Below are 11,613 nucleotides of genomic sequence, written 5' to 3' on the forward strand. Positions count from 1 at the left end.
GCCTTTGGCCTTGCCTCCTTGCACTTAGAGTGGCTATTGAATCCACTGAGGTTTGACCCGAGTTTTTCCGGTAGGGAAGTCACTAGCGGATAAACCCCAATCCCACGACCACAGCGCTTTCCAGCAGCGCCGGCACTGCCCCGCTCGGTCAAAGCGTCACGCTGACAGCCACCGTCACAGGCGCCAGCCCGACCGGCACCATCACCTTCAAGGACGGCGGTGCCACGATCGGCAGCAGCGCCGTGACAGCCGGTGTCGCCAGCCTGAGCACCAGCGCCCTGGCCCTGGGCAGCCATACCCTGAGCGCGGACTACGCGGGCGACACGAACAACGACCCGTCAACCTCCGCCGGCATCAGCGTCGTCATCAACGTCGCCTCGCCTGGCCCTATGACCTGGCAATTCGGCTATGACGCCATGGGGCGGCCCACCACGGTGTTGGACCCGAATGGCCTGGCCAGCTACACCTACTACGACAGCCTGGGCCGGCCCATCCAGACCCAGCAGCCGGCCAACACCGGCAGCGCCACGCCCACCACCACCAGCTTCGCCTACAACGCCGCCGACGGCCTGACCCAGGTCACCGACCCGCGTAACCTGGCCACGACCTACAGCCCCAACGGCCTGGGCGATGTCACAGCCCAAACTAGTCCGGACACGGGAGCCAGCCAGTACACCTACGACGCGCTCGGCAAGCTGCTCACCAAAACCGACGCCAGGGGCAAGCTCACCCAGTACACCTACGACAACATCGACCGCCTGACGCGTATCCACTACGCCACGGGCACTGACAGCGTCTTTGAATACGACGGCGGCACCACCCCGATACCGGCGGCGACAGGTGAGATCACCAAGATCACCGATGCGAGCGGCCAGGCTGTTTACAGCTACGACAGCCTGGGCCGCAGGATCTCCAAAACCCAGACCACCAACGGCAAGACCTTCACCGTCGGCTATGCCTGGGGTCGCAGCGGGAGCGGGGGCGCGCTGGGCAAGCTGACGGCGATTACCTACCCGAGTGGAACCCGGGTCAATTACAGTTATGACGCCTATGGCGACGTTTCCGGCATCACCGTGAATCCGCCGAACACCAACGGTGTGGGCACCAATACCGGCAGCACTTTGCCAATGCTGGGCGCCATCACCCGCAATGCCGAAAGCAAGCTCACCGGCTGGACCTGGGCCAGCACCAAGACCCAGGCGATTGCCTATGACGCCAACGGCCAGATCAGCGCTTACAACCTGGGTGATCCGACAACAACCGGTATCCGCCGCACCATTCTCCGTGACAGTGCAGGCCGCATCACGGGTTACACGCATGTCGACAATGGAACCCCAGTTCCCTCGTTGGACCAGAACTTTGGCTATGACAACCTGAACCGCCTGATCAGCGCGACTTTGGGTTCCACGGCCATCCAGTACAGCTACGACGCCACAGGCAATCGCACGGCCAAGGTCATCAGCGGCACCGGCTACCCCAACACTATCTCGGCGACCAGCAACAAGCTGACTCAGACCCAGGACGTGGGTGGTACGGCCACCGTGGTGCATGATGCGGCGGGCAATATCACGAGCGATGGGACCAATAGCTACACCTATGGCGATCGGGGCCGCATGGCGACCATGACGAATGCTGGCGGAACCGTCACCTACAGCTACAACGCGCTGGAGATGCGGGTTGGCAAGACAGGACCGACGGCTCTCGTCCCGACGGGTGCGACGTACTACGTTTATGACGAGTCGGGCAAGCTGCTTGGTGAATACGATGCTAGTGGCACCCCTTTGTATGAAACCATTTACCTGGATAGCCCCGTTGGGGTGGTCAAGCAGACGGGGACGGCGGCGACCAACGACATCGCCATCAGCCTGTACAACGTCTCGACGGATCAGCTAGGCGCGCCACGCATCATCACGCGGCAGAGCGATGAAGCCTTGGTATGGCGCTGGGATTCGGCCGAAGCTTTTGGCGCCTCGGCGCCGGACCAGAATCCAAGCAGTCTTGGGACCTTCAGTTTTAACCAACGCTTGCCGGGTCAGATCTTCGAGCCCGAGAGCGGTTTATTCCAGAACTGGAATCGGGAATACAACCCGCGCATCGGGCGTTATATGCAGTCCGATCCGATTGGACTCCGAGGAGGTATCAATACTTTTGGTTATGTTAGTGGAAATCCGCTGAGTGCAGCCGATCCGCTGGGACTGTTTGAAGTTGAGGGCTATCCGAGCGCGGTATTCGACAAACGGAAATATCCAAAAAAAGTCCAAGAACTCTATAACTACGCGGCGCACTTGGAGGATCTGCTTAAAAAGAACTGTCCTGGCAATAAGAAGGCAAAAGAGTTGTTCGATACATGGGTCGCGAAAATCTCGCCACGCTGGGCTGACCCCGTCACTAATTACAAAGAAAGGACAACCGATTTCACGGCTCCATTCTTCGACGAGAAGACATATGGACTCGGAAAACCGGGCCCTTTTTTCGTCTTTATGCATGAGTTCATGCACCTTACTGATTCCAACTATGCGAAGAGTCGTGCCACCTCTACGGCAGAGTACATTAATGCGTTTACTAGGGGTACATCGAACGATCTCCCCTTCGAAAAAGATGCTGACCAGCTTGTTCGCGATCTAATGAATGGAAAATGCCCATGCGACTAATACTCCTCTTTGCTGTGTTTCTGCTCTCGTCAATTGCGCCCACAGTGGCGTTAGCTCGGTCGTGGGTTTACTACGACATCCGTGAACCTAAAAATCAGTTTGTTCTTGAAAACAATCCGGATCGTAGTGCTTGGCTGGACATCGGTGGCAGCGCAGAGTTTTGCGGCAACGACGATCCGTACCTATGCTTTAAGGCTGGAGACTTTCAGTTCGCGGTACCGAAGAGATTTGGAGATAAAGATGCGGAGTGGACTTATGACAATATCTCGTACAAGGTGTCGGGTACAAGTCGTCGGCATATTCTCGGAAAGCAGTACCTCACGTACTTTATTGAGAGAGATCTGGGCCAGCATAGGCTTCGCTTCCTCTTTACACGCGAGACAGGATTGATCGCTATTACAACTGTTGGCCAGGCTCAAGGGATGGTTCTCATCTTGAGCGAGAAGTGCGGTTTTGGCGCGCCGCTTCGCTGCTATAAGTCCAATTGACCTGTTGAGTGCAGAATCGCGCTGAAGTCTGATCCAAGTTTTCCATCGAATCTTGACCCGCATTTTTTGTGAGCAGAAGATGCTCACGATGTGGATAGATTCTTGATCTTCTCCTTTGAGGCTGAGTTGTGTGGATCGCCCTCAAAGTGCGCCGATGTTTCCGCGATCTTGTTACCTCGATTCCCGCTGGAACTAGATTGATGGGAAGCTGTATGGTCTACGATCGAACCTACGTTCAGAAATATCTTGAAAGATTTGTGCGCCCGAAGAGCCGGGCTTTAGAGCGTTCACTTCTCGCCGTATTCGATGCTCTTTCCTCTGGGTCTGAGGTCTCGGGAGAAGATTTGGATGCCACAGCACAAGGAGCATCGGACAAGCGGGAAAACGTATACCACGTCAGCACTGAGTTCCTGGGCGAGATTGTCGAAAAGGACGAAAGAGCGATGCTGTTGATAAGGCAGATGTCGGACGCGAAGCAGGCTCATATTTGACACAATGCGCTTCTGTGCCTAAATTCAAAAATTCCAACTCATGAGTCCGTCTCCATGATTCGAAAGAGTCTGGCAGACAAGAGCTCCCGAGTGCGAACCAAGGCCGCTGACTGGGCGCATCGTCTGAACCTAAGGATACTCGCACCAGACTTGAAGGCGGCGCTTCGTATTGAGAGCGACGAAGAAGTGGCGGAGGAACTCCGTTACTCGCTACGAGAGTTGACGAAGAAGAGCAAGTCCAACAACTGAGGCTTGGCTTGCGAGGCTTGTGATTGGTCGCAGAGTCTCAAACGATGATTGACATTAAATTCCCTGGAATGCGAGCTGAGCTGATTCAGCATCTAAATGAGCTCTCCGATATTGACTACCAACGAAGAGTCTGGGTTCTTGGAGGTTCAGAGGGGACCGTAGTTCACGATGAGTTTGACTATGCCGTTCATTATTTGTATGACGATACGCACTTGGCATCCGATCCGGCCTCAACAATTGGATGGATATGGCCAGCGCTGAAGAGGCGGCTGAAATCTCAAAGCTGGTTGAAGCTATAGAGACGGTCCTTCAACGATATGGAACAAAGTTATCGGACGCTGAATACATTCAACTTCCGGAGTGGACCGCCGTATTGAAAGCGGCAAAAGATGCTGGGAACTTGATTCGGTAAGCGAGGCGGATTTAAGCCTGCGAACTAAAAGGGCTCGGCGCGTTGATGTAGGTTTGGCGGGGGAGGGGTTGACCGAGGCACGGGTGGCCATCAACCGCATTTGTGCGTCGTATATGAATGCTGGATTGGGTGCCGCGACGCTGGCGGGAGCACCAGCGGGCAAACTGCAATCCCATGACTCAAGAAAAGCCATGGTGCCCGGGGCCGGAATCGAACCGGCACGCCTTTCGGCGGGGGATTTTGAGTCCCCTGCGTCTACCAATTTCACCACCCGGGCTGGAATGAGCGAAGCCTCAAATTATGGCACAGTGTGGTCATGAACTATCCCACCATTGAAGACGCGATTGGCAAAACGCCTCTGGTCGCGCTGCAACGCATCTACGCCGCCGAGAACGCCGCACGGGGCAATGTGATCCTCGGCAAGCTTGAAGGCAACAACCCGGCAGGCTCGGTCAAAGACAGGCCGGCGCTCTCGATGATCAAGCGGGCCGAGGAGCGCGGCGACATCAAGCCGGGCGACACGCTGATTGAAGCCACTTCGGGCAATACGGGTATTGCCCTGGCGATGGCGGCGGCGATCAAGGGCTACAAGATGGTTTTGATCATGCCGGAGGACCTGAGCATTGAGCGGGCCCAGACCATGAAGGCTTTTGGCGCCGAACTGATCCTGACGCCCAAAAGCGCGGGCATCGAATACTCGCGCGACCTGGCCGACCAGATGCAGAAAGAGGGCAAGGGCCGGGTGCTGGACCAGTTCGCGAATGCCGACAATCCGCGCATCCATTACGAGACCACCGGCCCGGAAATATGGACAGATACGTCAGGCAAGGTGACACATTTTGTCAGTGCCATGGGTACGACGGGCACGATTACCGGGGTTTCGCGCTACCTCAAAGAGAAAAACCCGGCCATCAGGGTGATTGGCGCCCAGCCCAGCGAGGGCTCGCGCATCCCCGGAATCCGCAAATGGCCGCAGGAATACCTGCCCAAGATCTATGACCCGCGCCAGGTCGATGAGCTGGTGCTGGTGAGCCAGGCCGACGCCGAGGACATGTGCCGGCGCATGGCGCGCGAGGAAGGCATCTTTGCCGGGATCTCGGCTGCGGGCGCCCTCTGGGTAGCGCAGGAGATCGCCAAGACCGTCCAGAACGCGGTGATTGTGTTTGTGGTCTGCGACCGGGGCGACCGTTACCTGTCGACCGGCGTGTTTCCGGCTTGAGGGCCTGCTCTCTTTTACCCGCCTGATGCGCGTTCGAAACTGTTGAAGCCCCGGCGGCCGGCGCGCTTTCTTTCCTTTCCCTTCTTTTTAATTCTGATCCCCCACCATGACCCATGAATTCCGGTTTTGCCCGAACTGCGCGACGCCGCTGGCCATGGTGTCGCAGATGGAGGACGGCGGCGAAAAAGCGCGGCTGCGTTGCCCGGCCTGTGGATTCACCCACTGGAATAACCCGACGCCGGTGCTGGCCGCGGTGATTGAATACCACGGCCAGGTGCTGCTGGCGCGCAACGCGGCCTGGCCGGGCAAGATGTATGCGCTGATCACGGGCTTTATGGAGGCGGGCGAGACGCCGCAGGGCGGGATTGAGCGGGAAATCAAGGAAGAAACCAACCTGGAAACCAGCTCGCTGGACCTGATCGGCGTCTACGACTTCCAGCGCATGAACCAGATCATCATTGCCTACCACGCGGTCTGCACGGGGGAGGTCAGCCTCTCGCCCGAGCTGGTGGACTACAGGCTTTATGACCTGGACAAGCTCAAGTGCTGGCCCGCAGGCACCGGCTATGCGCTGGCCGACTGGCTGCGCACGCGAGGGCACGAGCCTGAGTTTGTGGAATGGGCGAAGAGGACGGAATAGGACCGGGCATGCCGCGCGGCCTCGGGTAAAGCCCGTTAAAGGGCTATTGCGCTTTGCTTAAAATCGCGGCAACCCAAGGATTTTCATGAACATCGACAAAGAACTCGACACCCGCGGCCTGAACTGCCCGCTGCCCATCCTGAAAGCCAAAAAGGCGTTGACGGAAATGCTGAGCGGCCAGTTGCTGCGTGTGGTGTCCACCGATTCGGGCTCGACCCGGGATTTTCAGGCCTTTGCCAAGCAGACGGGCAATGAGCTGGTCGAGCAGCAGGTCGCCGGCAGCGACTTTATCCACGTGCTCAAACGGCGTTGAGACGGCGCCGAGCCGCCAGACCGTCAAATCCGCAAGCCGTTCAAGCCTGCTTGCGGCGTTCCCGGCCCGACCAGCCGATCTGCAGATTGTCGAGGTAATTGCGGAAGTGCACGCCCACCTCGGGGTGCTGCAGCGCCAGCTCGACGGTAGCCTCCAGAAAACCTTCCTTGCTGCCGCAGTCATAGCGTTTACCCTCGTACTGAAAGGCATAAACGTTCTCTTTGTCGAGCAGGCTTGAAATGCCGTCGGTGAGCTGCAGCTCGCCGCCCACGCCGGCGTTCTGGCTGCGGATGTGCTCAAAGATGGCCGGCGTCAGGATGTAACGGCCGGCAACGCCCATGCGCGACGGGGCGGCTTCGGGCGCGGGTTTTTCGACGATTTTCTTCACTTTCATGAGGCCGGTGCTGGCGCCGTCGGTGGCAACGATGCCGTAGCGGCGGGTCTGGTCCTGCGGCACTTCCTGCACCGCCAGGATGGACTGCTGCACTTCCTTGAACTGCTCGGCCATCTGGGCCAGGACGGATTTGCCGCCTTGGGGGCCGACCATCAGGTCGTCGGCCAGCAGCACGGCAAAAGCCTCCTGGCCGACCAGGTGTTCGGCGCACAGCACCGCATGGCCCAGGCCCAGGGAGCGGGGCTGGCGCACATAGGAAAAGTTCATGTCGTCGGGCTGGACGGAGCGGACCAGGTCCAGGAGCTTGTGCTTTTGGGCTACCTCAAGCTCGTTCTCAAGCTCGTAAGCAGTATCAAAGTGGTCTTCTATGGCCCGTTTATTGCGTCCTGTCACAAAAATCATGTGGCGGATGCCTGCTGCGTAAGCCTCTTCGACCGCGTATTGGATGAGAGGCTTGTCGACAACCGGGAGCATCTCCTTGGGTTGGGCCTTGGTGGCCGGTAGAAACCGGGTGCCGAGACCGGCCACCGGGAACACTGCTTTGTGTAATGTAAATTTTTGCATCGACTTTGATCGGGGAAAAGACTAGAGTGTTGCGTTGTTGATACATCGCTTCAGGTCGGACAAACGCCCGACTTGACGTGGTCAATCCGCGCGAATTGCGGTCTGCAGGAAAAAGGACTCACTGGGTGGACATCTTACTTCTTGACGCGCTGGTGCCCGAGGCCATGGCCTGGCTCGAGACCCGCCACAGCGTGGGCTACCACCCGGAGCTCGCCGACGACCTAGCTTCCCTGCGCAAGATCGCCTACAAGACCAAGGGTATCGTGTTTCCGCGCCAGACCGTGGTGACGCGCGAATTCCTTGACTTCCTGCCCAAAATCAAGGCCGTGGGCCGCCTGCATGTGGGCACGGACAACACCGACCTCGAGGCCTGCAAGGAGCGCGACATCAAGGTCGTGCATGCCAGCAGCGCCAATGTGCGCTCCAATGCCGAATACCTGCTCAGCAGCCTGCTGCTGCTGTACCGCCGCGGCCTGGTCTCGGCCCTGATGGGGCGCCGCCACCCGACGACGCAGATGGGCCGCGAACTGCACGGCAGCACCGTGGGCATCCTGGGCCTGGCGCCGACGGCGCACACGCTGGCCGGCATGCTGAACGGCCTGGGCGTGCGCCTGATCGGCTACGACCCGGCGGTGCACCACACGGCGCCGATCTGGGAGCGCCTGCGCATACAGCCGGTATCCCTGCCTGAACTGGTCAGCCAGGCCGACGCGGTCTCGGTGCAGATGCTTTATGCCACGCGTTTCCGCGGCTTTGTGAATGAAAAACTGCTGGCCGCCTGCAGGCGCAACCAGCTGTGGGTGGGCATCAGCCGCAGCGAACTGTTCGACGAAGCCGCGCTGGCCGCGGCGCTGTGCGACGGCCGCATCGAGGCCTGCATCCTGGACGGCGCCGAAGCCAGCTTCCTGGGCGACACCTCGCCGCTCAAGGGCCTCAAGAACCTGTTCGTCACGCCGCGCCTGGGCTCGCACACACGCGAGGCGCGCCTGCGCTCGAGCTGGTATGTGGCGCACCGCATGCATGAGGCCATAGGCTCGGCGCCGCACAGCGGCATGGACCAGTTGCCCAGCGGTTCCATGGGCCTGGATTTGCCGGGTGGTGTAACACCCTCCCAATGGTCCGAGCCCGAATTCATGATCCGCTGAACACGCGGCCGCCATAAAAAAAGCCCCGTTGAACGGGGCTTTTTTGTGGACGGTTTTCCGGCTTTATTTCAAGCGTGCCAGTTGCTCGCGGATTTTGGCCAGTGCCGCCTGGTTATCGGCCAGGCGCTTGCGTTCCTGTTCCAGCACGGCAGGGGGCACCTTGCTGACGAAAGCTTCATTGGCGAGCTTGGTCTCGGACTTGGTGATCTCTCCCGTCAGGCGAGCCTCTTCCTTTTGCAGGCGCATCTTTTCCGCCGCCAGATCGACTTCCATGAAAAGGCACAGGCGCGCTTCGCCGACGATGGCTACCGGTGCGGACTGTGCCGCGGCGGCCCAGCCGGCTTGGTCGTCGAACACTTTGACCTCGCTGAGCTTGGCCAGCGACTTGAGCACGGGCGCCATGCCGGTCATGAAGGCGCTGTCGCCGACCACAAACAGCGGCAGGCGCGTGGCCGGTGAGACCTTCATCTCACCGCGCAGGTTGCGGCAGGCGTCGACCAGGGTCTTGAGCTTGGCAACGTGGGCCTCGGCCTTCTCGTCGATCTTCTCGGGCTGGCTTTGTGGATAGGGCGCGACGCCGATGAATTTCCCCGTCTTGCCGGCAACGGGCGCAACCTTTTGCCACAGCTCTTCCGTGATGAAAGGAATCAGCGGATGCGCCAGGCGCAGGATGGCCTCCAGCGTGCGGATCAGGGTGCGGCGCGTGGCGCGCTTTTGCGCTTCACTGCCATCCCTGATTTGAACCTTGGCGATTTCCAGGTACCAGTCGCAGAACTCATTCCAGACAAACTGGTAGATGCTGCCGGCGACGTTGTCGAGGCGGTAGTCGGCAAAGCCCTTGGCCACGTCGGCTTCGACGCGCTGCATGGTCGACGAGATCCAGCGGTCGGCCTGCGAGAAACTCAGGTAGTTGTGGAACTCGCCGCCGGGCGCGCATTGTTCCTTGCTGTGCTCTTCGAGCCCGCAGTCCCGGCCTTCGCAATTCATCAAAGTGAAGACGGATGCGTTCCAGAGCTTGTTGCAGAAGTTGCGGTAGCCTTCGCAGCGCTTGCTGTCGAAGTTGATGCTGCGGCCCAGGCTGGCCAGCGAGGCGAAGGTGAAACGCAGCGCATCGGCGCCATAGCCCGGGATGCCGTCGGGAAATTCCTTTTCGGTGTTCTTGCGAACCTGCGGTGCGGTCTCGGGCTTGCGCAGGCCTTGCGAACGTTTTTCAAGCAAAGGCGCCAACTCGATGCCGTCGATCAAATCGACCGGGTCCAGCACATTGCCTTCGGACTTGCTCATCTTCTTGCCCTGGGCGTCTTTCACCAGGCCGTGGATGTACACGTGTTTGAACGGCACCTGGCCCGTGAAGTGCGTGGTCATCATGATCATCCGGGCGACCCAGAAGAAGATGATGTCGTAGCCGGTGACCAGCACGCTGGAGGGCAGGAAGAGGTCCAACTCCTTGGTCTTCTCGGGCCAGCCCAGTGACGAGAAAGGCACCAGCGCCGACGAGTACCAGGTGTCCAGCACATCTTCGTCACGCGTGAGCTTTTTGCCGGGCGCCTGCTTCTGCGCCTCTTCTTCGCTGGTGGCGACATAGACCTTGCCGTCTTCGTCATACCAGGCCGGGATCTGGTGGCCCCACCAGAGCTGGCGCGAGATGCACCAGTCCTGGATATTGTTCATCCACTGGTTGTAGGTGTTGACCCACTGCTCGGGCACAAACTTGACCTCGCCGCTGCTCACGGCGTCGCGCGCCTTCTGCGAAATGGATTTTCCGGTTGGGTCTTGCTCGCTGACCTTGCTCAGCGCGACAAACCACTGGTCGGTCAGCATGGGCTCGACCACCGCGCCGGTGCGTGCGCAGACCGGCACCATGTTTTTGTGCGGCACGGCTTTTTCGAGGAAGCCTTGTTCTTCCAGGTCTTTCAGCACCGCCTTGCGGCAGTCGTAGCGGTCCAGGCCCTGGTATTGCACCGGGCCGTTTTCGTTGATCTTCGCGTCCAGCGTGAAGATGGTGATCAGTGGGAGGCCGTGGCGCAGCGCGACCTGGTAGTCGTTGAAGTCGTGCGCGCCGGTGATCTTCACCACGCCGCTGCCGAAGGCCGGGTCCACGTAGTCGTCGGTGATCACCGGGATCTTGCGGTCGCACAGCGGCAGGTCGACCATCTTGCCGACCAGGTGTTTGTAGCGTTCGTCGTCGGGGTGCACCGCCAGCGCGCCGTCGGCCAGCATGGTTTCGGGCCGCGTGGTGGCGATGTGCATGCCGCGCAGCGGCGAGCCGTCGGCGGCCTTCTGCGGGCCGTCGCTGAACGGATATTCGATATGCCACATGAAGCTGTCGCGCTCTTCGTTCTCGACTTCCAGGTCGGACACGGCGGACTTGAGGATGGGGTCCCAGTTCACCAGGCGCTTGCCGCGGTAGATCAGGCCCTGCTCATACAGCTGCACAAAGGTCGAGGTGACCACCGTGGACATCTTCGGGTCCATGGTGAAGTACTCGTGCTTCCAGGCCACCGAGTCGCCCATGCGGCGCATCTGGCGCGTGATGGTGGTGCCGGACTCTTCTTTCCACTCCCAGACTTTCGCAACGAAGTTCTTGCGGCCCAGGTCGTGGCGGCTTTTGCCTTCGCCCTGCAGCTTGCGCTCCACCACGATCTGCGTGGCGATGCCGGCGTGGTCGGTGCCGGGAACCCACAGCGTGTTGTGGCCGCGCATGCGGTGGTAGCGCGTGAGCGAATCCATGATGGTCTGGTTAAAGGCGTGGCCCATGTGCAGCGTTCCCGTCACGTTGGGCGGCGGCAGCTGGATGGAGAACGAGGGTTTGGCCGCGTCCAGCGTGGGCTCGTACTGGCCGCTGTGCTCCCATTCGGGGCCCCAGCGGCTCTCAATGGCGGCCGGCTCGAAGGATTTGGCCAGGCTGTCCAGCCCCGGTGTCGGGACTTTGACGGCCTCCGCGGCGGGGGTGGCGGTATCGGCAAGGGCGGGGGCGGCGGCGTTGGTCATGGGGGCAATGAAAAACGGCATCGAGGGGATGCCGCCTTGGGGTTGGGGGAAACTGT

General features: G+C 60.0%; 11 protein-coding genes and 1 tRNA gene. 9 read left to right on the forward strand and 3 right to left on the reverse strand.

The features are described from left to right. The first annotated feature begins 89 nt into the window (after positions 1-89). The 5 genes from AC1D0O_RS06580 to AC1D0O_RS06600 all read left to right on the forward strand — a co-directional run bounded on the left by AC1D0O_RS06580 (position 90) and on the right by AC1D0O_RS06600 (position 4,291). Positions 90-2,651, forward strand: a complete 2,562-nt coding sequence (locus AC1D0O_RS06580; protein WP_477652816.1) for an Ig-like domain repeat protein — start codon at positions 90-92, stop codon at positions 2,649-2,651. Beyond that, the gene (locus AC1D0O_RS06585) at positions 2,642-3,139 is read left to right on the forward strand and encodes a hypothetical protein (protein WP_477652728.1); all 498 of its coding nucleotides are present in this window, start codon (positions 2,642-2,644) and stop codon (positions 3,137-3,139) included. The genes AC1D0O_RS06580 and AC1D0O_RS06585 overlap by 10 nt, the downstream gene beginning before the upstream one ends. A 212-nt stretch (positions 3,140-3,351) precedes the next feature. Next, a complete protein-coding gene (locus AC1D0O_RS06590) occupies positions 3,352-3,630 on the forward strand; it encodes a hypothetical protein (protein WP_477652729.1) in 279 nt (92 codons plus the stop codon). Between the two features lie 293 nt (positions 3,631-3,923). After that, the gene (locus AC1D0O_RS06595; RefSeq protein WP_477652730.1) at positions 3,924-4,178 is read left to right on the forward strand and encodes an SCO4402 family protein; all 255 of its coding nucleotides are present in this window, start codon (positions 3,924-3,926) and stop codon (positions 4,176-4,178) included. Further along, complete coding sequence (locus AC1D0O_RS06600) at positions 4,127-4,291, forward strand: SCO4402 family protein (RefSeq protein WP_477652731.1); 165 nt, start codon at positions 4,127-4,129, stop codon at positions 4,289-4,291. Before AC1D0O_RS06595 ends, AC1D0O_RS06600 begins: the two co-directional genes overlap by 52 nt. Before the next feature lie 192 nt (positions 4,292-4,483). Here the strand turns inward: AC1D0O_RS06600 and AC1D0O_RS06605 are convergent. Then, a tRNA-Leu gene (locus AC1D0O_RS06605) sits at positions 4,484-4,568 on the reverse strand. A 39-nt stretch (positions 4,569-4,607) separates the two neighbouring features. Here AC1D0O_RS06605 and cysM point away from each other — a divergent pair. From cysM to AC1D0O_RS06620, 3 genes are all read left to right on the forward strand, one after another. Further along, on the forward strand, positions 4,608-5,510 hold the full coding sequence (cysM, locus tag AC1D0O_RS06610) for a cysteine synthase CysM (RefSeq protein WP_477652732.1): 903 nt from the start codon (positions 4,608-4,610) through the stop codon (positions 5,508-5,510). A gap of 106 nt (positions 5,511-5,616) precedes the next feature. Beyond that, positions 5,617-6,150, forward strand: a complete 534-nt coding sequence (locus AC1D0O_RS06615; RefSeq protein ID WP_436153484.1) for an NUDIX hydrolase — start codon at positions 5,617-5,619, stop codon at positions 6,148-6,150. A gap of 85 nt (positions 6,151-6,235) precedes the next feature. After that, the gene (locus AC1D0O_RS06620; protein WP_092130867.1) at positions 6,236-6,463 is read left to right on the forward strand and encodes a sulfurtransferase TusA family protein; all 228 of its coding nucleotides are present in this window, start codon (positions 6,236-6,238) and stop codon (positions 6,461-6,463) included. A 40-nt stretch (positions 6,464-6,503) separates the two neighbouring features. Here AC1D0O_RS06620 and galU read toward each other — a convergent pair whose 3' ends face one another. Next, positions 6,504-7,421 carry a UTP--glucose-1-phosphate uridylyltransferase GalU gene (gene galU, locus AC1D0O_RS06625; RefSeq protein WP_477652733.1) on the reverse strand — a complete coding sequence of 306 codons (918 nt, stop codon included), beginning with the start codon at positions 7,419-7,421 and terminating at the stop codon, positions 6,504-6,506. Between the two features lie 125 nt (positions 7,422-7,546). Here galU and AC1D0O_RS06630 point away from each other — a divergent pair, with 125 nt between their 5' ends. Next, the gene (locus AC1D0O_RS06630; protein ID WP_477652734.1) at positions 7,547-8,566 is read left to right on the forward strand and encodes an NAD(P)-dependent oxidoreductase; all 1,020 of its coding nucleotides are present in this window, start codon (positions 7,547-7,549) and stop codon (positions 8,564-8,566) included. Positions 8,567-8,629: 63 nt separating this feature from the next. Here AC1D0O_RS06630 and AC1D0O_RS06635 read toward each other — a convergent pair whose 3' ends face one another. After that, positions 8,630-11,578: a valine--tRNA ligase gene (locus tag AC1D0O_RS06635; RefSeq protein ID WP_477652735.1), complete on the reverse strand. Its 2,949-nt coding sequence runs from the start codon at positions 11,576-11,578 to the stop codon at positions 8,630-8,632. Positions 11,579-11,613 lie beyond the last annotated feature (35 nt).

The organism is Polaromonas sp. P1_F2 (assembly GCF_056405735.1).